Source organism: Halorubrum tropicale (assembly GCF_001280455.1).
Classification (GTDB): Archaea; Halobacteriota; Halobacteria; order Halobacteriales; family Haloferacaceae; genus Halorubrum; species Halorubrum tropicale.
In genome coordinates this window covers 145,134-166,626 of the sequence record NZ_LIST01000002.1, presented here as the reverse complement: position 1 = coordinate 166,626, position 21,493 = coordinate 145,134, and the positions used below count along the sequence as shown (strand labels likewise).

Here is a 21,493-nt window from a genome sequence, read left to right as displayed (position 1 = left end):
CGCCGCCGGGCCTCGCGGTCGCCCCGACCGACACGGACTTTCCCGCGCGACGCCGATCCGGCGCATGCTCTCTGACACCCCCGGGCTCCACCACGTCACGGGGATCGTCGGCGACCCCGAGGCCAGCGCCGCGTTCTACGGCGAGACGCTCGGCCTCAGCCTGCTCCGCCGGACGGTGAACTGCGAGGACCGCCTCCAGTACCACCTCTACTTATGCGACGCGACCGGCTCGCCGAGCTCCGCCTTCACGGTCTTCCCCGACCCGAACGCCGACCCCGGGCGGACCGGGAAGCCCGGCTACGAGACCGTCGCCTTCGCGGTGCCGCCGGACTCGCTCGGCTACTGGCGCGACCGGCTCGCCGACCGCGGCGTCGAGCGGCGCCGCCTCGACGCCGACGCGCACGTCGGCGACCGCGGGCTCGCGCTCGCGGATCCCGCCGGGACGCGGGTCGACGTCGCGCGCGAGGCCGATTCCGCCCGCCGAGAGCGCGGGGGAACACGTTCGGGAACGGCCCCAAACGGATCGGGACCGTATCCGATCCCGACAGATGTTCGACGACCTCGACACCGACCGGCGGCCGCTGGTCCTCGTCTGGGAGGTCACGCAGGCCTGCGGGCTCGCGTGTCGGCACTGCCGCGCCGACGCGAGACCACAGCGGCACCCCGACGAGCTGACGACCGCGGAGGGGAAGCGACTCCTTGAGGACGCCGCCGCGTTCGGCGACGGGCAGCTGGTCGTTCTCTCCGGCGGCGACCCGCTCGCGCGCGACGACCTCACGGAGCTGGTCTCGTACGGGGACGACCTGGGCCTCCGGATGACGATCACGCCGAGCGGGACGCGGTCGCTCACACCGGAGCGCGTCCGCGACCTCGCCGACGCCGGGATCGCGCGGATGGCGCTCAGTCTCGACGGCCCGACCCGCGAGCGCCACGACGCGTTCCGCGGCGAGGAGAGCTTCGCGGACACGGTCGAGGCCGCGCGCGCCGCCCGCGACGCCGGGATCCCGCTCCAGGTCAACACCACGGTCTGCGCGGACACCGTCGACGACCTCCCCGCGATCCGCGACCGCGTCCGCGACCTGGGCGCCGTCCTCTGGAGCGTCTTCTTCCTCGTCCCGGTGGGTCGCGGCCGCGTCCTCGACCCGATCGACCCCGGGCGCGCCGAGGACGTGATGGCGTGGCTCCACGAGGTGTCCGACGAGGAGCGGTTCGGCGTCAAGACGACCGAGGCGCCGTTCTACCGTCGAGTGGGGATTCAGCGGGCGGACGGAGGCGACGCGGACGGCTTCGCGCAGCGGCGCGGCGGAATCACGGCCGGGCGCGGCTTCGCGTTCGTGAGCCACACCGGCGAGGTGTACCCGTCCGGCTTCCTCCCGGAGTCCGCGGGCAACGTCCGCGATCGCTCGGTGGTCGACGCGTACCGGAACGCCGACCTCTTCGAGTCGCTCCGCGACCCGGACGGCTTCTCGGGGAAGTGCGGCGCCTGCGAGTACCGCCACGTCTGCGGCGGGAGTCGCTCGCGGGCGTACGCAGCGACCGGCGACCCGACGGACAGCGACCCCCTCTGCCCGTACGTCCCCGAGGGCTACGACGGGCCGCTCCCGGAGCGGCAGCGCACTGGCGACGACGGCGAGCGTCCCGAGCCGGCCGACTGAGTTCAGGGTCAGGCGTACGCTTCGAACTCCTGCCCGAACGCGAGGAAGTAGCCGGTACCGGCGACGCCGATGACCGCCGCGACCGTGAACGCGACCTCCGGGCTGACGAAGTCCCACAGGTACCCGCCGACCGCGGCGCTCGGGATGACTATCGCGTTCCGGAGGAGGTAGTACGTCCCGGTGACGCGGCCGCCGGACCCGCTCTCCGCCGGGCCGACGATCAGCGCCTTGTGCGACGGCAGCCCCGCGAACCGGAGCCCGGAGAACGCGAAGACCGCGACCATCACCGCCGACAGGGGCAGCGCCGACCCCGCGAGCGCCGGCGCGTAGATCAGCACGACGGGGAAGACGGCGTAGACGGCGAAGCCGACCGCGACGACCGGCTTGAGCCCGACGCGCTCCGCGAGCTTCGAGGCCGGGACCATGATCAGCAGCGCGACGAGCATCTCGACGCCGAGCAGGTAGCCGAAGAACGCCTGCGGGGAGAGGTCCACGGCGTACGAGAACCCGCCGAGCGCGACGGTGGTGTCGAGGCCGACCTGGAAGAACTGCGTGACGACGAGCACGAAGAACACGTACACCATCCCGTTCGCGAACCGCACGAGCGTGTCGCCGACGAGCAGCGGCCGCAGCGGCGCCGGCATCTCCCGCAGGTCTCGTCGGATCCGGTCGAGCCCGGCGAACGAGTCGCCGATGGAGTCGCCGCTCGCGTCGTAGAGGACGTGTTGGACGGCGGTTCCGAGGACGCCGAACGCCACTCCGACCGCGAGGACGTACCGGAAGCTGACGGTGAACTCCGCGCGCAGGCCGATGAGGACGGCGGCCAGCACCGGGCCGATCAGGAACGCCGTCCGCCGGAACGTCTCCGTGCTGGCGAACCCGGCGGCCAGCCGTGAAGGGGCCGTCGCCTGCTTGACCACCGCGAACGTCGCCCCGAGGCCGAACGACTTCCACGCCTGCGCGAGGACGAGGCCGACGAAGACCCAGATCCACGGCTCGACGACCACCCCGGCCACGTTGACCGGGCCGATCGCCGGAGCGACCAGCCAGACGACGAAGCCCAGGGTCGACAGCAGCCCGAAGACGGTCAGCGCGTACCGCGACCCGATTCGGTCGGAGACCGCGCCCCCGGGGTACGGGTACAGCGCCGAGATGACGTTACCGAAGGTTCCGAAGAGCCCCACGACGAACCCCGAGGCCCCGAGCGCGACCATGTATTCCGGGAGGAACCGGTTCGTCATCTGGAAGCCGAGACTGAACGCGAACATCGCGACCGACAGGACGAGCACGTCCCGCTCTAGCGCGAAGAACCGGCGGAACGCGTCGAGCGCACCGGACCGCTCGGCGTCGGCCGCCGCGTCGTCGGTCACGAGTGGCCCCTCCGCGCCGCGAGGCGGTCGCAGTCGTTGACTCCGGCCCGGGCCCGCGGTGCGACGGGAACGAACATACGCGTTCTCCGGTTCGGGCCGTGAAAAATCCGACCCCGTCACTCGGGGCCCGTCTCGGTCGCGCGGACGAGCGCACGGAGCTCGCCGAGCGAGAGCGGCTCGATCCGCTCGCGGGTCCCGTCGCTCGTGTAGAACAGGCTCGTCTCGACCGGCCTGTCGGCGAACCACTCGTCGAGGACGTGGTAGTAGACGCTGAGCTGCTTCCGGTACTCGGCCCGCGCGCGCCGGGTCGCGTCCGTCTTGTAGTCGATCACCTCGACCCGGTCCGGCGTCACGCGGACGAGGTCCGCGATTCCGGAGAGGGTGACGCGCCGGCCGTCGACCGCGACCGGGAGCGTGACCGGCTCCTCGACCCGGAGGTCGCCCGACAGGCCGTCGAGGAGCTCGGCGATCCGCCGCTCGTGGTCGTTCGACGGCGTCACGTCGTCGCCGAGGGCGTACGCCTCCGCGAAGTCGTGGACGTGCGACCCGAAGTCCATCCCCCGCGTCTCGGGGTCGGCCTCCGGACCGGGCTCCGGCCGTTCGCCCGCGTCCTCGAACACCGACTCGTCCATCAGCGAGTGGGGCGTGTGACCGATCGGCCCGTCGGGCGCCGTGACCGCGAACGGGAGGTCCGCGTCGGCCGGCTCGCCGCGGTCGAGCGGCTCGACGTCGGGATCGGCCTCCTCGACGGAGACCGGGAGCTCGGCGAGGAACGCGTTCGGGTCCTCGCCGGCCGCGAACACGACGTGGCTCTCCGCGCGCGTCACCGCGACGTAGAGCAGCCGCCGCTCCTCGTCGTACCCCCGCGGCAGACAGCGCCTGACCACGTCGTACCGCCAGTCGTCGTACACGTGCGGGTGGGCGCCGTCCTCCGAGTACACCTTCCGCCGGCGGAGCCCGACCGGGTCCCGGAACTGGATGACGCTCGACCCGCCGGCCCGCGGCGGGAAGCGCCCCTCGTTCATGTTCGCCATGACGACGATCGGATACTCCAGCCCCTTCGCCGTGTGAATCGTCTGGACGGTCACCGCGTCGTCGCCCGCGGACGCGCTGACGTCGACCGTGCCGCCGGTCTCGACGCCGCGCTCGATGTGCCGGATCAGGTCGCCGCGCGTCGCCGTCGTCGAGTCGTGGACCGACTGGACCGTGTCTAAGAGCACGTCGGCGACGTCGCCCGTGAACCCGTACCGGTCGAGGACGCGGCGCGCCACCGCCCCGACCGACTCCAGCCCGCGGAGCTCGTCGCGGAACTCGGCCGGCCCGGCCGGGTACGACCCCGTCCCCAAGATGTGGTCAATCTCGTCGACCGCGTAGCCGATCCGTTCGAGCACCACCGCCCAGCCGCGGTCGGCGTCCACGTCGAGGATCCGGAGCCACGCGAGCAGCAGCTTCGCCGGGTCGGTCCGGAACAGCTCGATCCCGCCGTCGTACGCCACCGGGAAGTCGTGCTCCGCGGCGACGTCGAGCAGCTCCCGCCCGTAGTCGCGGGTCCGCGTGAACACCGCGACGTCCCCGTACTCCGGCGGGCGCGGCTCCCCGTCCTCGCCCTCGACGGCGTAGTCGTCGTTGCCGACGATATCCTGGACCTTCGAGAGGACGGCCTCGTGTTCGTCCTCGTGGCGGATCCCCTCGATCACGGTGTTGTCGAACGCGGCGTTCGCGGAGAGCTCGACCACGTCGTCGAGGGGGGCGTCGACGGGCTCGTCGCTCGACGCCGGCGTCGCGATCGCCCGCTCGGAGAGGTCGATCACCGACGCCGTCGACCGGTAGTTCTCCCGCAGTTCGATCCGGGTCGGGTCGGGCGAGTCGAACGGGACGCGGTCCGCGTCGGCGTTGAGGTCCGCCGCGAACCGGTCCAGGCGCCCCTCGAACTCCAGGATGTTGTCCACGTCGGCGTACTGGAACGAGTAGATGCTCTGCTTCCAGTCGCCCACGACGCAGAGGTTGTCCGTCGCGGAGAGGAGGAGCGCGAGCTTGAACTGGACCTCGCTCGTGTCCTGGAACTCGTCGACGGTGACGTACTCGAACGCCGCCGTCTCCCGGACGCGCTCGTTCTCGCAGAGAAGGACGAACGCGAACAGCTGGAGGAAGCTGAAGCTGAGGTAGTTGCGACGCAGCGCGAACCGGAGGTACCCGAGGTAGGCGTCGTGGACGAACGCCTTGAGCGCCTCGCGGTCCTCGCGGAACACCGCCTCGGCCACGTCGTCGTTGAGTCGCTTGGTCCCCCGACCGCCCCGCAGCGCCGACTTCGAGGGCGCGTCCGGGAGGTGCGTCTTGTCGCGGCCGAACCGGCTCAGGTCCTCGCGCAGGACCGACTGCTTGCGGCCGTCGTTGCGGGGCTCGTTCACCGCGTCGAACCTTTCTTTGAACGCCTCGAAGTCCCCGTCGAGGTGAGACTCGCCGTCGCGGTACCAGCCGTCCGCGGCGGGGAAGACCCCCTTCGACGCGAGCTCCCGGATCAGGTCGAGCAGTTCGCCCGGCGACGAGAGCACGCGGTAGAAGTCGGCGTGCTCCGGGTGGTCGTCGCGGAAGCCGCCGAAGAACTCGCGGAACCGCTCGGCCTCGATCAGCTCGTCGTCGAGGATCCGCGTCGAGCCCGTGATCCGCTCGTCGATGCCGAGGTGCGTCGGCGCGGCGTACCCGTGTTCCTGAAGGAGCTCGTGGCAGTGCGAGTGGAACGTCCGGATCGGGGCGTCGGCCAGCTCCCGCAGCCCGTACGCGCTGTGGTCGACGATCCGCGCTTTCATCTCCGTCGCGGCGCTCCGCGTGAACGTCGCCAGCAGCACGTCGTCCGGGTCCGTCTCGGGCCGGTCGACGATCCGGCCGTAGCGGCGAGTGACGGCGAACGTCTTCCCCGTCCCGGGGCCGGCGTCGACGAGGTAGGTCCCCTCCGTGCCCTCGATGAGCTCCCGCTGCGCGTCGTTCGGCGTCGGCTCGCTCATCGGTCGCCCTCCAGCAGCAGGTCGCGGTTGTCCACGCGCCGGTAGTTCGGCTCGCCCCCGAGCCCGTCGACCGGGAACCGCTCCTCGCCGGCGCGTCGCTCGTTGAGCTCGTCGAGGCGCTCGCCGACGAACGACTCGAACGCGTCAGGGTCCTCGCGGAAGAACGCCCGCCTCCGGGCGCCGTTGAGCTCCCGAATCGCCTGGTCGACGCCCTTCTCGGCGTCGACGCCCGCCGCGGTCGCCGCGTCGACGGCGTCGGTGAACCGCGCGGCGAACGCGGAGTCGCGCAGTTTGCCCCTGTCGGTCGTCTCGGGGAAGGTCAGCGGGGCCAGAATCTCCTCGTACGCCTCGTAGCCGAGGTCCGCGAACGTCTCCCGGCAGTCGGCGTAGCCGTCCAACAGCCGCTCGTAGGCCTCGCGAGAGGCGACGTACTCGTCGAACGCGACCGGGTGGTAGGTGACGGTCGTGAGCGCGTCGTCGAGGTCGGCCTCGCCCGCGATCGCGTCCGCCATCGGTTCGAGGAAGTGGAAGAACGTGAACTCCAGCCGCTCGTCCGGACGGACCGACCGGTAGTACGCGAGGTACAGCGCCGCCTGGAAGTTCGGCGCGTCCGCCGGCGGGTCGGTCGCCGCGCCGCCGACCACCTGCGAGGCCAGCTTCCTGCGCCCGCTCTTGTAATCGAGCAGGTGGGTGGGCGACCGCACGAGGTCGATCTTTCCCTTCAGGCCGAGGGACGCGTCCTCGAACCAGCGCTCGGTGAGCGGCGAGTCGACGGGCTCGTCGAAGTAGTCGGCGAAGAAGTTCGTCCCCCGCCCCGAGGCCGGCGTGAGGAAGTCGTCCGACTCGGGCGCCGCCTCGTCGAGGTACGCCGTTATCAGTTCGAGGCCGACGCGGTACGTGCGGCGGCGGAGCGGCTCTTCGTCGGCCGCGAAGAACGCCGCCGCCTCCGCGAGCATCGCGTCGACGAGGTCGCCGGCGTCGGCCGCGGCGACCGCGTCGGGGTGGTTCACGTAGAACTCCGCGAAGTCGTGGAAGAGGTTCCCCTCGACGAACCGCTCCCGGTCCGGCGCGTCGAGGAGCCGGTCGAAGAGGTAGTCGCGCGGGCTGTTGACGTAGCTGTTGAGCGCCGACTGGCTGACCGTCTCGACCGACTCCGGCTCCACGCCGGTCGGCTGCCGGTCGAAGCCCTCCCCCGTCGGCCGCGGGCGGCGCCGGTGTTCGACCGAATCGAGGTCGCTGAACCGCTCGAACTCGTCGTCGAGGAGGTCGCCGAGGTACAGGCACGGCGTGATCGGCTCCCCGCCGGCCGCGTCCTGGACGAGGTAGTACCGCCGGTCGCCGCTCTGGAGCAGGCGCTGGAAGTCGCCGACGTAGCGGTCGAACTGCGCCTCGGTGTCGACCCAGGGCCGCTGGGGCGCCGAGTGCGTCCACGCCTCGCCCATGCCGAGGTGGAAGACGACGGGTCGGTCCACGTACGCGGACGACTTCGCGTCGGCGAGGAGGACCCCCTCGTTGTCCGCGTCGACGGGGACCTCGTAGGTCTGGAGGTAGTACGCGAGCCGGTCGACGGCGTCCTCGGTCACGGGCTCGTCCGCGAGGCCCAGACGGCGCAGCTCCTCGTCGAGGCGGCTCAGATCGACGCCGGCCTCGGTCGCGTACGCGTCGAGCGCCGCCGCGAACGTCCGGTCCGCGGCCGCGTCGCGGAACGACCGCAGCCACGCCGCGCCCGCCCCGTCGACCGCCTCGATCCGCCGCTCGCGGTCGGCGACCGGAACGTCGATCCCCAACTGCGAGAGGACCGGCGCGGCGTCGCCGACGGTCGTCTCGGAGCCCCGGAAGCAGAGCCGGAGGAGCCGGACGAACGCCCGGTGATGCGGGTCGTCCGCGAAGCCCGGCCCGCCGTAGAAGGGGATGTCCGCCGCCTCGAACGCGGACTCGACGAGCGAGGAGTACCGCCCCCCGCCGTCGAGGACGACGGCGACGTTCTCGGCGTTGCTCGGGGAGACCGTCTCGAGGAGCGCGGCGACGACGTCCGTCGCCGACTCGAAGACGTGGAACGGCGGGTGGTCGAACGCCTCGTCGGTGAACAGGTCGACGCGGTCGAACGACTCGGGGAGGACGCCGCGTTCGAGCGCGGTCAGCTGATCGTGACCGACGACGGCGACGGACCGCCCCTCGTCGATCTCGTACTCGGTGAGCCGCTTCGAGGTGGTCCGGAGCGTTCGCATGCCCGCGACGACCTCGCGGGTCGCGTCGTCGACGTAGGCGTCGTACTCGAGGATCGCGTCGAGCCGCCCGGTGTGCTCCCAACACTGGAGGACGTTGCCGACGGCGTACGCGACCGCCTTCCAGTCGCGGTCCGTCGACGTGACGAGTTCGAGGAACGCCCGCCGGTCCTCCGCCTGCTCGCGGCGGCCGGCGGCGAGGCGGCGCGGGGTGGTCGCGAACGTCCCGAAGTGCGGGCGGTCGAGGCGGCGGTTGATGGCGCTCGCCAGCGGGGCGTCGGGGGTGACGACGAGGTCGTACCCCTCGACCGCCGCGTAGAGTGACTCCGCCCGTTTCGCTCTCCGAATAGGCACGCCTACCGAGGATACGGACGAGTCACAAAAAGATACGGAAGGCGCCCGCGACCCCGCGGGCGCGGTCAGGCCCGGGGGGCGGACGGCGGTCGGGATCAGCCGCCCGAATCCGACGTGCCCGTCGTTGACGCGGGCGACGGCACCGGCGCGAGGGGGCCGAAAGCGAGAGCGAAGGGCCCGAGGCGGCTAAAACGCGTCCGAGTCGAGCACCCGATGCGGCACGTTCCGGTCGCGGAGCTTGGAGGTGTGTCGCGGTATCTCGTCGGTGACGGCGACCAAGAGGACGTCGAGGCCGAGCATCCCCGCCTCGGCGACGCCCTCCGCGGTCCCGAACCGGACGTCCGGGGAGGCGTCGCTCCGGGAGACGAGCGCGTACGCCTCCGTCCCGGCGACCGCGACGAGGCCCTCGTCCGGGACGTGCGTCGAGACCACGTCCGGGTCCAGGCGCTCGTCGTCGGTGACGGTCAGGACGGGCAGCACCGAGACGGTCCCCGTCTCGTAGTCGACGACGCCCTCGAAGTCGGCGACGCCGACGGCCTCGCCCCTCGCCGCGCTCGTGACGGTGACCGCGGTCGCGGTCCCGCCGGCGGGGTTGGCGTGGAGGACGCCGTCGCGCATCACCAGCCCGACCTCCTTCCCCTCCGCCACGTCGTCGAGCGCGATCGCGGCGTCGACCTCGACGCTTTCCAACACGTCGGAGTTCACCCGTTCGAGGTACGTCTCCAGGTCGTCGGTCCGGGAGATGAGCCAGTCGACGCCCTCCTTGGTCACCTCGTAGCGCCCGCGGCCGCCCTTCTCGACGTAGCCCGACTCGACGAGGTCGCGGACGTAGTCGCTGACCGCCTGTGAGGTCACGCCGATCGCGTCCGCGACCTCCCCTTGGCTCACCGCCGGCTGGCGGGCCGCGATCTCCACGAGCACCTGATAGCGCGTCGCGCTCCGCTTGTTCTCGAGGACGTCCGGCGACCCGCCGCCCGCTGTGTCACCCATTACCGGCCCGTTGGCCGCCACAAGCAAAGTCTTGTTGTCTATCTCACGGCGAGCTTGCGCTGCGGCCGGTTCTCAGCTCAGTTGAGAAACCTCAGTGTACACAATTCAAATTTGCTTGTTCCGCGGTGCGAGAGAGTTGTACTCCGGACGGGAGCGACCGGGCCGCGGAGCGACGCGAGATCGAATCCGATCTGCTCGGACCTACGCGGGGCGGCGACGGTGCGGTACGCGGGGCGGCGACGGTCGCGCCGCCCAGATCGGTCCCCGTTCGGCTGGGTTCACCACGGGAAAATCGAGATCGGTGTAAAAGCGATCGGTGAGGAAGTGGGCGCTACAGGACTTGAGTCCCGCAGTTATCTCGTTGTATTCGGCTTGAATTTGTGTGTTACTCATTGTTGTATAATCTGCCAGCGGCGGTCTGCCTTCTCGCGCTCCGAAGCGCGGTCGTAGTGCTTGTCGAGAACGTCCTCGCTCGCGTTGAGCTGGTCCGAGACGACGCCCCGAGGGACGCCGTCGTTCCGGTACTTGGTCACCCGCGCCTTGCGAGCGTCGTGGGGTGACCGAGCGGACGGACACCCGCTCACGTGCCGGAACGTCGCGAACTTACACGACTCCGGATCCTCGTCGTGCGGACACTCCTTGCCGATGAAGCACGGGCGAGTCCATCGGTAGAACGCCGTCCGGATGGTCCCGGCCGCGATCCGGCCCGCGTCGGTAGTGACGAGCGGGTTCCGCCCGTGGTCGTCGACGGTGTCCGTCCGCGGACCGTCGATGTAGTCCTCTAGAATCTGTGCGACTCGGCGGCTGATACGGTTGATTCGCTCGCTCGCGGTGTCGTTCTTGAGCGGGGTTCCCGTCTCCGGCCGGTGAACGAACTCGATCGAGGGCTGGTTTCCCTCCAAGTCGAGATCCTGGAGATCGAGCGATCGGACGGCACCGAGGCGAGCGCCGGTGTGCCAGATCAACGCCCACACGACGTGATCGCGGCTCGCGTACTCGTACCGAGAGAGGTACTCGACGATGTCTTCGGCCCGCTTCGGTCGAAGATATGAGTCGCTCACCTCGTCGTCACGGGTGAGCTTCACCAGCGGCACCTTCTCGTACAGGTCCGAATGAACCGCCTCGATCTCCCCGCAGAACTTGAGGAACGACCGCAACGTCGAGAGGTTCGAGTGAAGCGTCTTCTTCGCGAGTTCGTCGACCTTGCTGTTGCTGTACCCGCCTTCGCGTCGCCAGATGCGGTATTCGTACAGGTCCCGACCAGAGAGCTCGTTCAGGTTGTCGATCGCGCCCTCTTCGCGACACCACTCGACGAACGGCCGAAGCTCGCTCCGGTGGGTCGTCTGAGTCCACTCAGCGCGATCCTCTTTCATCCGGTCGAGGTGCATCTCGACGGCTCGCTCGGGTGGAATCGGTTCTAGCTCATCACTCATCGGAGTCCTCCGGCTCTTCGATCTCGTCGTCCCCGTCGTCGTACATCGCGAGCTGCTCGGCGATCCGACGAGCGTGTCCGCTCTGGTCGCTCACGCGGATCCCTCCTCACCGTCGAGTTTGCGATCGTACGGTCCCGCGTCAGTCAACAGTCGAATCTGGTCGCGAGCGAGTTCCGCGCCGGTCTTCTGGTCGCGCAGGGTATGGAACACGCCGTCGAATTCGTCCCCTGAAGCACATTGTTTACACCAGAAGTGATGATTCGTCGGTTCCCACGAGCGGTGGCCGCGGGGACACACGTACCGCCACCTGTCCTGCCGGTCTTCGATCCGCACAACTTCTTTCGGAGGCATCGACTCCGACTGAAGAACGGGTGTTAAAAAGAGGAGATCCAAAGGTGGGCGGTGAAACTGAAAGTGGTCGCGTCCGGCGATTGTGTTGCGGTTCCTCGGTCGATCGGGGATTTCAAACCCTGACGCGTAGTGGTCGAACATGGCTTTCGTGCTACCTCACGGAAGCCCACGCGGGCCCGCTGTCTCCAGCAGCGGGGTCCGCTGTCCTTCGAGCCGGACCCATCGGAGAGCGACGGGTCCACGAGAGTGCTTCCGTTGTACACTCCGAAGAACACCGACGACTTAATTCTAACCCAACAAACAGTGTAGTATCAAACACCAAAAGATGATTGAAGCGAACCGAACCGGTATCTGTTATATGAATCCACATGAGGCGAAGGTATGCGCCCCCGGGTGGACTGGATGAACCAGACCGACGATCGGGTTCTTGAGCTACTCGCCGAGTCGGATCTCATCCTGACGCCCGCCGTAATCGCCAAGAACCTCGAATACACTCGAAACTGGGTCTCACGACGGATCGGAAAGCTCGAAGATTCCGGTCTCGTCGAGCCGGTTGACTCGGGGTACTACCGAATTACAGACATGGGACGCGCGTATCTCGCCGGCGACCTCGACGCCAGCGACCTCGAAGACGAGTGAGGTGAGTTCCGCAGCTACTCGACACCGAGCTCGCGCGCGGCCGCCGCCGAGATCGTGATCCCCGTCCCCGTGTCGCCCGTGGTGACGCGCTCATCGAGTACGTCGTCCAGTAATTCTCGGAGTTCCGTAATGAACGAACTCGGCCGTTCGACCTGAACGCGTGTCGTCGATTTGTCGGCGTAGTTCAGCCCGCGGTGTCGGACGTATATCCGCGCGAACGACCGCCGGACCGATTGAGGTACCTCCCACACAACCGCAGGGAGGTGGTCGAGCGACGTCTTTACGCCGGTCGGTGCGCCCATCGCGACGAGACACCGTCCGAGAACCGTCCCGTCACGAGTGGGAACGATCTCGGTCGCGCGCTCCGGTGTGTCGGCGTTGCGGGTGCGCGTCTCGACGCCGACACGCTCGAAGGCATCGCGGATCTCCTCGGCGGAGATTCGCTCACCCGGTGTCACCGCGGGGACGTAGTTCCTGACCGAGATGCTTCCGCCGGCAAGGACGTGCGCGAGTAACTCAAGGAGTGCGGCAGCCATCTCGCTGTCGGGGGGAGGATCGAGCCAGCCGCGGTCGATCGCGACATTAATTCCCCGGACCGGGTCGGGCACAACATCCTTGAGCCAGCCCCGGACGCGCCCGGCGGGGAGATCGAGGGCTCGCCCAGTGCGGACCCGTCCAGCGTTCGGGTGTTCCGCGGCATACTCCTGGACTCGGCGGTAATCGAGGACCTTCTCCCACGGGTCCGGATACACGCGATCGCTGTAAGTCCGGGAGAGGGCTTTCGCCGTGGGTTCCATAGAGAAAAGCACACGTCAGCGGATTTGAGTCTATTCGTCTGATTTTTTCAGTTGATACTCACGCCAGTAAGTACATAAGTAGCCTCTGTATACCCTACTCTAACCAGCAACCGAGCCGAACGGAAATTTGGCCGACTTGGGCGTCAACGACGGCGCCCGGTTGGGCCAATATCTCGTTCGTCGGTGGCCGCTGGGTTCAAACAATGAAACCAAGCAACCAATCCAACACAGAGGATAGGGCGGTCAGTCCTGTCATCGGTGTTATACTCATGGTCGCAATTACTGTCATCCTGGCGGCCGTCATCGGGACGTTCGTGCTAGGACTCGGCGACCAGTTAGGTGACACGGCGCCGCAAGCGAGTTTCGACGTTGTAGAAGTGAATAACGGAAGTGAGAATATTACAATCGTCAAGACCGGTGGTCAGACGATTGCCGCTGGTGATCTCGTCTTATCGATTGACGGAGAGCGCTACGAGGGTGCGTTCCCAGAAGGGGATTGGGAGACGGGTCAACAAAAGGTAGCGGACTACTCCACAGGGAGTTCCCAATCTGACACACAGACGGTCAGAATAATTCACGACCCAAGTGGGAGTGCCATCTTCGAGGAAGACCTCGACTTCAACTAAATCGAGGAGGCTGACTGGATACTCACCTCCAGTTCGATTCTATTTTTGTCCGATATCGTAGTCCAAGCACCGAGGTATTGAATTTTTGAATTGTTTCTGGATCAAGTTCTTCACGAGCGTCGCGGATATTTCTTTTTGACTGAATCAGATGCGCGAGCGCAGCGTCAATAACGACGCTCATTGGCGGGTCGTCGTCGGGACCACTCGCTACAATCTCGCTCGCCTTTTCGAGCTGGCGCTCGCGTTCGTCGGTGATCTTGAGGCTTGTTCGACGGCTCATTTATACCACATTGTATGTACGGGGGTTGTGATCCCGTCGTCCTGGAGTAACTGAACCGGTCCGTTTTGAAGTGGTACCCACGGGTCGGCTACGATCACCGCGGCCGCCACACGCAACGCGAGCGATTTCTATGTACCTCACGCGCCGGTTGCGCCGAGCGAAGTACATAGATCGCGGATCGTGAATACATCTGCGTCGGACCCCACGGGGTCGCGTCGAGAACCCCTCTCCACGAGGATTCACGCTCGCCCCACGAGTTCGAGCAGCGTCGGCACTTCACCGTCTTCGGGGAAGCGCACCAGGTACGCACGCTCGCCGACGCGCTGCGTGTGAGCGTCGGCCTCCTTGATCGAACCGTCCTCTGCGACTAATCCGTCAAGTTCGAGGTGTTGTTTGTCGATCGTTACGGTTCCGCTACCGTCGCGGTCGACGAGACTTTTGAAGCCCATCGACCCTCGCGGGCACGGTGGTTCACTTAAATGTACCTCAAAGTGACACGGAACGGGAACAGACCGTACTGAATGCGGGAGTATATGGGGAACACCGTGGCCCGGCCGCTCGCATGGCGAAAATGGAATTCGACGCCGTTGACGCCGCCCTCGTAGTGGCGGGGCTCGCCTCGGCGTTCATGCTTGTCGGTATCGCAACGTTCCAACTGTTCGACGTGAACTTTGGTGCGACACAGTTCACCGTCGCGGGGATCGGCCTCTCGACCGCGTGGATCATCGGCTACGGGTCGATCGTCGGCACTATCCTGACGAACGACAACACCGAGTTTCAGTCGCTCTCTGACGACATTCAGGGGCTTCAAGGCTGGTACATGTTCGCGGCTATCGGGACGCTCGTGCTTCCGGTCGCGTTCGTCGCGCTCCCTGACACGGTCGGTACCTTCTTCCAGAGTTCCGACCTGTGGGGACTCCTGTACGTGGTAGCGGTTACTGCCGGCCAGCTCGCGCTGGGGTGGATGCTATGAGTTCGATCTGGGACGGGGAGGACACGATCGCGGGAGTGATCTGGATCCTCACCTCGATCGGCTCCCTCAACTGGGGGCTCGTTGAGTTCTTCGACTACAACGCCGTCGCCGAGTTCTCGACCGCGCTCTCCTCGCCGGTCGTCGCGACCGTCGTCTACGGCGCAGTCGCCGTCGCCGGCGTGATCACGCTCGCCGATCACCTCGGCGTCTACGACGTCACCGACGTCGTCGACTCGATTCGGGGTGACGATTCATGAACCGCAACACAATCGCGGCCGGCGGGCTCCTTCTCGCGGTCGTCGTGCTGCTCGGCGGGTTCGCCGCCGGCGGCGTCGCGGCCGACACGGCCGTCGACAACGGGACCGTAGAGGTCACAAACGACACGGACAGCGCATATGCCGACGTGACGGCGGCTCCGATCTACTCCGGCGATCCGGCGCCGAATGTGACGGTCGTCGTTGAGGGGCTACCGAACGGGACCGATATCGGGAACGGAACCGAGCTGCTGAACGAAACACGAACCCTGTCGAGTGGGTCTGTCGAATCCTACGAGTATGCGCTCACCGACGACGATCGAGGCAACTACACTCGCGTCCATATCTCGGTGACGAGCTCGGGCGACGGGTCTCTCATCGAGTCGGTCGACTGGGGCGTTATCAAGCGCGTCTCCGGCGGTGCCGGCGGTGGTCTCGGCGGTACGGGCGCCTCGACCGGCTTGATCGTGGCGGCGATCGCCCTCCTCGGGGCGATCTACCTCAGTCGCGAGGACTAGCATGACCACAACACAATTAGACGACGATCGGACGTTCACGCGGCGGGGGGTAATGAGAAAAGCGGCAGCTGTGGGTGTCGGGTCCGCGGCGACGATCGGCGGGGCTTCACGAATGGGCGGTTCCCCTGTCGGTTCAGCTGCGGCGATTGCGCCGCTTGGTGTGGGCGCGGCGGCAGGAGCAGCGGCGCTAGGATACCTGATAAATGAAAGTGTAGACCTATTTACCGGGCCCGATAGGGACTACTCGAATTATACGGGCAAAAATGCTCTTGAATCGAGCATTAAAGAGGATTTTCTAGAGCTGAAGTCCGTAGACGAGCGGGTAATGACCTCCATCGAGAATAACCTAGTAAATAGTGAAAACGTGGCTATTGCTAAAGGCAAAGCCGCACTAGTAAAAGCGTTAAATCAGGAAAAATCGAAAAGTGAGGCAAAAAACAAGATGGATAAGGCGATAAGAGAATATTATCTAACTATTCAAGAAAATATCGTAGGTCACTATCGGGCACAACATTTCAAAGTCACAGAGATGTACCAAACTTATCTAGCCCATCCAGAAGTGGACCCGGTAGCACAAGAATTTCTTGTCGTATGGATAAGTGGCGAATATAGAGATATTTATGATGAACCTTTCGGCTTAGAAACCGAGGCTGTACACGGAATTGACGGCCAGCAACTACAACGAAATGGGGCTTTTGCGGAATATCCCGACCCGGATTCCGGTAGTGAATTAGAACTTCGTTTTGACCTAGCATCACCAACAAAGGACGGTAGTGTTGTTCCGCGATTCAAAGCGGACGACATAGGATATGGATTTGATAGGATGAAAACCGCGTTCGCGGAAGTGGAAACTAAATATAATGATGTTACTACACAGCTCTCAGGGCTTGCCGATGATCTCTATAACAACTATGAAGCGGGGGATATTCCCAGCGAGAAAGTCCTAGACCCGGTGACTGCCGCGACCGAACTCGGGAACAATACGGGGTTGTCGATTCGAGAGGCGCAGGCTGGGATGATGGGAATCCCAACGTCGGGGAGTTTCTCTCTCCGGCTTGAGTTACAAAACGACTCCGGCGAGAAGTACGAGGTAGACGCCGAGATCTATACCAACGCACAGCCGAACGATAGCGACGGCAATCCGGCGGGGTTCAAAGTTGGAAATACATACGACCCCAACAACTTCGAGGATCCGATATACGTATCATATGAGTACGTAGACACGGAGACGGGGGAGAAAACTTCCGACTTCACTCAACTGGTAAACCCGTTCACGGTACTGGAAGCGACCGACCCAGAGGGTAACTCCGTTGAGGAAGTGACGCCAGAAAGCAAGACGGCACAGTCGGCGGACGTGGAGTCAATAGAAAAAGAGTTAGAGAGCATTCGAGAGGAACAGCGAAGGCTCTTAGAACAATCACAGGAACCAACGGGAGGAGCCGGAGCCGGCTTTTTCACCGGATCGGGGCCAAGCACAGGAGTGGTCGCAGCGGTCGTCGGCGGGATCGGTGTTCTGTATGCGCTCACACAGGGAGGCACGAACTGATATGTTCAATCCTCTCGCGCCGTATCTGTCGATCATCAGTTTCGCCGTCGACCCGCTTCTAAAACTCGGGTTCGCGGCCGTGCTTATCGGTGTCGTGATGGTCGCGCTCGGCTACGACCCGGTCGGCCTCACGGTGAACTGGATTGAAACGACGATTCAGTCGTTCATCCCGGGTGTCTAACCATGCGCCGTATCGTGATTTTTTGTGTTGCGGTCAGCCTCGCGGCTTGTGTTGCGGTTGGTAGCGTCGCCGGGCAGAGCAACGGAAGCGGACCCGGTCTTGAGACGAACACCTCCGTCGACGTCGGCGAACCGAAGACCTACGCCCAGGAGATCGACGCCGACACCCGTCTCGTCGAGTGGGAGTATGACCGCGACCGAGGCGGGTTCAGGCTGCTCTTCGAGAGCGACGAGTCGACGCGGATAACGCTCACCGAGGCGGTCCAGTTCGGTGAGGGTTCCGGCTCCGGGCGAATCTACCAGCATCGCCTTCCGGAAGGGCAGACAGAGGTGTTCGTCTCTGTCCCGCTCCGCGCCGGGCAGGCGGCCGTCACCATGACCACGCCGGGCAGCATCGCGAACAACCGGTTCGCGTACGTCTCGACGGGACAGACGACACCGGACCGGCCGCCCATCAGCTACGAACGAGCACAGATCCTCATTCTCCTGTCGGGCGTCGGCGGCGCCGGGCTCACCTTCCGCGTCGTCAAGAATCGGCGCGAGGACGAGGAGAAATCAGTCGAGAGGGTCTTATGAACCTGATCGAAACGGCCCGCGAGCGGCCGATCCTCGCCGGTGGGCTTGTGTTGCTGTTCATCGCCGGCGCCGAGCGCGGTCGGTATCCATACCCGTGGGAGATCGACGGCGCCGGCGTCGTCGCCACCGCCGCGGTCGCGATCGCGATCGGCGGGTACGTCGCCGGCGGCTACGTGGTCGATTTGCTGCCCGAGGAAGAGGGGATCTATCTCGTCGCGTTCGAGGCGGACGACGACACGGGCGGCGCCGTTTACGAGCTCAGCGAGGACCAGTTCGCGGACATGGACGTACACGCCGGGAGTCTCTTCGAGTGGCCAGTCGCGAAGCGCGTGTACGAGTGCCGCGAGTACCGACCCGAGGACAACGTCGCCGTCGCGAACTGGCGTGAGTCCGTCGCGGGCTCCGAGCTCGCGGGCAACGTTCAGGTCGTCGACGCGCTCGAAGCGGTCGCCGAGCTCCGCGAGGAGTTCGAGCCGGATGCCCAAGAGGCGCGGCGCCTCAAGCGGCGGCTCCGGTCGATCGCCCGGACGCTCGACAAGCGTCGGCTCAAGGATCAAGAGGCGATCCTCGATCCGACGCTCACGCCATCGTTCGACGACGAGGGCGCGACCGTCTCGGCGATTCTCGACGAGGAACTACCGGACGATCTCAAACCACGGAGCATGAAGGGAGACGACATCGACACCGAGCGGAACGGACACGGAGACACGATCGGCTTCGAGCTGCTCGACGAGACCGAAGCGCTGGAGGTGGAAGATGCGTAATCAGCCGGCGCGATCCGATCCATACGGCCCCGGCGACGACTCCGACGAGATAGTCTATCTCGTTACTGGGGCGCACTTCGGCGTTGCCTTCGGTGCCCTACAGATATGGAATCAGAGCGCAGCCGGAACACCGATCGATAGCGTCTCTGCCCTGATTTTCATAGTAGCGTTTATCAACGGCGCTGGATGGACTTCCGAGGCGATCGCCCGGCTATTGAATTGGGTCCATACTCGGGGGTACCATGTCCGATAAGACCGGCGCGTACGCGGCGGCGGAACTCGCGAGCGCGCTCCGGGGCGAGGATCCCGGCGAGCACGTCCGCGGATACGCCGGGCTCGTCGACGACCGACGGACGCTCGCGGTCCTCAACTACTACGACGGGCTGCTCGACGAGCCGATCGAAGAGACCCGAATCGGCCGGCTCATCATCTCCAACGCCGCGACCGAGACGATCGACGAGGCGGTGCGACACGGTTCGGTCTCGCAAATGAAGAGTGCGACCGGGCTCACCGGACAGGAGCGCGAGGGCGGTGACCTCTACCGCGACGCCGCCGGCGAGCTCGCGCACGAGGGCGCGATCGGACTCGTCTTTGGCGCGCCCGGCTCGGGCAAGACCGCGACGACGCTCGACGTGGCGATGGCGTGGCGGATCCGGACCGGCGGCGCGCTCATCGGGAACACGTCGTGGGACGGCTTCGACCGCGTCGTGCGTTCCGACCGGGAGATGCTCGAAGCGATGGCGGAGATCGAGGGGCCGGTGCTGGCGGTCCTCGACGAGATCGCGCAGGAACTCTCCGGGTTTGGCTCGGGCAACAAGGCGGCCGAGCAGTTCTCGGACTCGCTGCTGTTCATCCGCAAGAAGGAGTCCAAACACGGGCCGAACCCGAAGCGCGGGAGCGTGCTGCTCGTCGGGCACACGCGCACGAAGACCGCGAAGTCGATCCGCCGGGTCGCGTCGCTCGCGATCGAGAAGCCCTCGCGGTCGGACCCGGGTCGCGCTCGCCTCTTGGAGAGCGAGGGTGGCAAGGACGACTGGGAAGAGGGGAGCGACTACAAGGGCCTGACCGACACGGCCGCGAACTACCCGGAACACGAGCCGAGCGAGTTCGCGATCGAACTCGTCGACGAGGACGACGAGAGCGAGGGCGTCGACGCCGACTCGGTCCGGCGCGAGGAAGCGATCAGCAAGGCGATCCGCGCGGTGGAGAACCACGGCATGACGTACGCGGACGCGGGCGACCTCGTCGGCTACTCCGCGGCGTGGGTCTCCGACCGCATGGCTGAATACAGGGACGGCGACCACGGCGAGGTACTGAACGATGCCATCGCGTGAATCGACAGACCCGGCGGGGGTTCGTACGTTCATTCACCCGCCCGCCCCGGCGCATACCTCTGTTTATACGCGTGCGATCCCGGCGGGGGGTCCGAATCCGCGGGGGGCCGCGCGGCCGGAGTTCGGTCGAAATTCGTTCGTCGGCGTCGATCGGCGCGGCGACCAACCGCAACCCAAACGAGGATCGTCGTGAGCTACGACCCGGCGATCGTCGGTCGGTACGGGAAGCTCGTCGAGCTGTGGGCGACGGACCGCTACCCGCTCACGCTTGATTATCCCGTCGTGGACGGACTCAAGTTCGACGCGAGCGACGAGGACGGCCGTCCGTGGGACGTGAAAGGGTCGATGGTCAATGGCGTCCGACCGACGTTCAAGTTCTGGGAGGACCAGCACGAGACGCTCGCGGACGCTGACGGCGGCTACGCGCTCGTGTGGTACCGAGCGGAGGGGAGAGAGATAACTGTCGTGTCGTCACGGACGGTCCACGCTCGGGATTTAGAAATCACGAACTGGACGAATCCCGGTGAGACGCATTATCGAAGTCATTCGCAGGAAGCACAGATCAGCGCGGAGAGAATCCGAACATAGCGTATTTACGCTTTACTGAAATTTCCCGAGGGAGAACGGCACCGGCTATTGGATATAGTGGAGGAATTACTGAGAAAATGTCCCGAGCTTCGACTGTATAGTAATGTTTCCCCATTCAACATTTGAGTGACAGCTATCGCAGAGTGTAATGAGATTTTGAAGCCTATTTGCCCGTTCGTAGTCGTCAAATTCCCTAAATGGGATAATATGGTGAACGTCTAGCTCTGAATCGGAACTCCCACAGTGCTGGCACTCGTGGTTATCCCGCTTACGTGCTTTGGACCTCTGACGGTGCCAATTCGGGCCCCGGTAATAGTCCCCGTTCTCTTTCCATCGAGGGTGGTTCTCACCAGAGTATTCGCGAGATCGCCATTCGACAAGGCACTCTTGTGAGCAAAAACGGGTTTCCCCTTCCCTATTCGCAGCTCTGAAATACGACTCACCGCACCACTCACAGGTGAATTCAGTCTGATTGTAATCGTAGCGATTGTTTTCCCCGGTCATGTTCTCAGACATCCATTGACCGAGACAGTCGCGGCTACAAAACCGACTTTTATCCTTATTTGCGTGTTTTACGCTGTACTCTTCTCCGCAAGCTTCACACTCAAGAGTCACTCGGCCCTTTCTAAGGCGCTCTAGAGACGCTGCGTCCTGCATGGCGCCCATAGAACCGTAATGAGATCGTATTGCTCGCCAAGAATATTTTCCGAACTCATTATATTCAGATTGTGAGGGTGTTTTGTCTAGTTCCCCTGCTACACGTTTGTAATCTGCTAGAAGATCATCTTTCGATACGGAGCGGGGATTATCCTCTCCCTTCATCCGTGGCGGATCGGGATTTCTCGTGGGTATATTGTGCCTGTCAAGCCAGTCTCAGTACCTCACAAAGCATCCTCGCATAGCTGTTTCTGCGGTCTGAGTTCTGTGTCGAAGCGGTTGTACTGACGGTCTCGACGAGAGAATCACAGACGGATCGATGGAGAGCTGTCGCTGTCGGCGGCGGTTAGCCGCCGACGCGACAGCGTCGCCACTCACTCC

At 65.3% G+C, this 21,493-nt stretch carries 22 protein-coding genes and 1 pseudogene; 13 read left to right on the top strand and 10 right to left on the bottom strand.

The features are described 5' to 3' along the window. Positions 1-64 precede the first annotated feature (64 nt). Positions 65-556: pseudogene (locus AMR74_RS17125) on the top strand (VOC family protein); the annotation flags it as partial. Continuing rightward, positions 549-1,655: a radical SAM protein gene (locus tag AMR74_RS05970; protein WP_053771148.1), complete on the top strand. Its 1,107-nt coding sequence runs from the start codon at positions 549-551 to the stop codon at positions 1,653-1,655. The pseudogene AMR74_RS17125 and the gene AMR74_RS05970, both read left to right, overlap by 8 nt. A gap of 8 nt (positions 1,656-1,663) precedes the next feature. Here AMR74_RS05970 and AMR74_RS05965 read toward each other — a convergent pair whose 3' ends face one another. The 6 genes from AMR74_RS05965 to AMR74_RS19515 form a co-directional block, all read right to left on the bottom strand. Further along, positions 1,664-3,025, bottom strand: coding sequence for an MFS transporter (locus AMR74_RS05965; RefSeq protein WP_053771147.1), 1,362 nt, complete (start codon positions 3,023-3,025; stop codon positions 1,664-1,666). A gap of 116 nt (positions 3,026-3,141) precedes the next feature. Beyond that, complete coding sequence (locus AMR74_RS05960) at positions 3,142-6,027, bottom strand: UvrD-helicase domain-containing protein (protein WP_053771146.1); 2,886 nt, start codon at positions 6,025-6,027, stop codon at positions 3,142-3,144. Continuing rightward, on the bottom strand, positions 6,024-8,606 hold the full coding sequence (locus tag AMR74_RS05955; RefSeq protein WP_053771145.1) for a PD-(D/E)XK nuclease family protein: 2,583 nt from the start codon (positions 8,604-8,606) through the stop codon (positions 6,024-6,026). Before AMR74_RS05955 ends, AMR74_RS05960 begins: the two co-directional genes overlap by 4 nt. Before the next feature lie 186 nt (positions 8,607-8,792). After that, positions 8,793-9,596 carry a DUF7839 domain-containing protein gene (locus AMR74_RS05950; RefSeq protein WP_053771144.1) on the bottom strand — a complete coding sequence of 268 codons (804 nt, stop codon included), beginning with the start codon at positions 9,594-9,596 and terminating at the stop codon, positions 8,793-8,795. A 389-nt stretch (positions 9,597-9,985) separates the two neighbouring features. After that, positions 9,986-11,029 (bottom strand): tyrosine-type recombinase/integrase, encoded by a 1,044-nt coding sequence (locus tag AMR74_RS05945; RefSeq protein WP_077152261.1) that lies wholly within the window; start codon positions 11,027-11,029, stop codon positions 9,986-9,988. Positions 11,030-11,119: 90 nt separating this feature from the next. After that, complete coding sequence (locus AMR74_RS19515) at positions 11,120-11,521, bottom strand: hypothetical protein (RefSeq protein ID WP_240471132.1); 402 nt, start codon at positions 11,519-11,521, stop codon at positions 11,120-11,122. Positions 11,522-11,761: 240 nt separating this feature from the next. Here AMR74_RS19515 and AMR74_RS05935 point away from each other — a divergent pair, with 240 nt between their 5' ends. Next, on the top strand, positions 11,762-12,019 hold the full coding sequence (locus tag AMR74_RS05935; protein ID WP_053771141.1) for a winged helix-turn-helix transcriptional regulator: 258 nt from the start codon (positions 11,762-11,764) through the stop codon (positions 12,017-12,019). Positions 12,020-12,033: 14 nt separating this feature from the next. Here the strand turns inward: AMR74_RS05935 and AMR74_RS05930 are convergent, their stop codons facing one another. Continuing rightward, a complete protein-coding gene (locus AMR74_RS05930) occupies positions 12,034-12,816 on the bottom strand; it encodes a hypothetical protein (protein WP_053771140.1) in 783 nt (260 codons plus the stop codon). A 203-nt stretch (positions 12,817-13,019) separates the two neighbouring features. On the opposite strand from AMR74_RS05930, the gene AMR74_RS05925 reads away from it, so the two are divergent. Further along, entirely contained in the window at positions 13,020-13,442 is a 423-nt protein-coding gene (locus AMR74_RS05925; RefSeq protein ID WP_053771139.1) for a type IV pilin, read from the top strand. Between the two features lie 22 nt (positions 13,443-13,464). On the opposite strand, the gene AMR74_RS17120 is transcribed toward AMR74_RS05925, so the two are convergent. Then, on the bottom strand, positions 13,465-13,722 hold the full coding sequence (locus AMR74_RS17120; protein WP_077152260.1) for a DUF7386 family protein: 258 nt from the start codon (positions 13,720-13,722) through the stop codon (positions 13,465-13,467). Positions 13,723-13,961: 239 nt separating this feature from the next. Next, positions 13,962-14,171, bottom strand: coding sequence for a hypothetical protein (locus AMR74_RS05920; RefSeq protein WP_006113927.1), 210 nt, complete (start codon positions 14,169-14,171; stop codon positions 13,962-13,964). A 113-nt stretch (positions 14,172-14,284) separates the two neighbouring features. On the opposite strand from AMR74_RS05920, the gene AMR74_RS05915 reads away from it, so the two are divergent. The 9 genes from AMR74_RS05915 to AMR74_RS05875 all read left to right on the top strand — a co-directional run bounded on the left by AMR74_RS05915 (position 14,285) and on the right by AMR74_RS05875 (position 20,455). Next, on the top strand, positions 14,285-14,695 hold the full coding sequence (locus AMR74_RS05915) for a hypothetical protein (protein ID WP_053771138.1): 411 nt from the start codon (positions 14,285-14,287) through the stop codon (positions 14,693-14,695). Continuing rightward, positions 14,692-14,952: a DUF378 domain-containing protein gene (locus AMR74_RS05910; RefSeq protein WP_053771137.1), complete on the top strand. Its 261-nt coding sequence runs from the start codon at positions 14,692-14,694 to the stop codon at positions 14,950-14,952. The genes AMR74_RS05915 and AMR74_RS05910 overlap by 4 nt, the downstream gene beginning before the upstream one ends. A 44-nt stretch (positions 14,953-14,996) precedes the next feature. Next, entirely contained in the window at positions 14,997-15,467 is a 471-nt protein-coding gene (locus tag AMR74_RS05905) for a hypothetical protein (protein ID WP_139042972.1), read from the top strand. Between the two features lies 1 nt (position 15,468). After that, positions 15,469-17,013: a hypothetical protein gene (locus AMR74_RS18430; RefSeq protein WP_139042971.1), complete on the top strand. Its 1,545-nt coding sequence runs from the start codon at positions 15,469-15,471 to the stop codon at positions 17,011-17,013. Between the two features lies 1 nt (position 17,014). Then, positions 17,015-17,194 carry a hypothetical protein gene (locus AMR74_RS05895; protein ID WP_053771134.1) on the top strand — a complete coding sequence of 60 codons (180 nt, stop codon included), beginning with the start codon at positions 17,015-17,017 and terminating at the stop codon, positions 17,192-17,194. 2 nt (positions 17,195-17,196) lie between these two features. Continuing rightward, positions 17,197-17,769, top strand: a complete 573-nt coding sequence (locus AMR74_RS05890) for a hypothetical protein (RefSeq protein WP_053771133.1) — start codon at positions 17,197-17,199, stop codon at positions 17,767-17,769. Beyond that, a complete protein-coding gene (locus AMR74_RS05885; protein WP_240471131.1) occupies positions 17,766-18,533 on the top strand; it encodes a hypothetical protein in 768 nt (255 codons plus the stop codon). Before AMR74_RS05890 ends, AMR74_RS05885 begins: the two co-directional genes overlap by 4 nt. Before the next feature lie 242 nt (positions 18,534-18,775). Then, positions 18,776-19,867 carry a hypothetical protein gene (locus AMR74_RS05880; protein WP_053771132.1) on the top strand — a complete coding sequence of 364 codons (1,092 nt, stop codon included), beginning with the start codon at positions 18,776-18,778 and terminating at the stop codon, positions 19,865-19,867. 189 nt (positions 19,868-20,056) lie between these two features. Continuing rightward, on the top strand, positions 20,057-20,455 hold the full coding sequence (locus AMR74_RS05875) for a hypothetical protein (protein WP_053771131.1): 399 nt from the start codon (positions 20,057-20,059) through the stop codon (positions 20,453-20,455). A 66-nt stretch (positions 20,456-20,521) separates the two neighbouring features. Here AMR74_RS05875 and AMR74_RS19920 read toward each other — a convergent pair whose 3' ends face one another. Then, positions 20,522-21,277: a homing endonuclease associated repeat-containing protein gene (locus AMR74_RS19920; RefSeq protein WP_082356855.1), complete on the bottom strand. Its 756-nt coding sequence runs from the start codon at positions 21,275-21,277 to the stop codon at positions 20,522-20,524. Positions 21,278-21,493 lie beyond the last annotated feature (216 nt).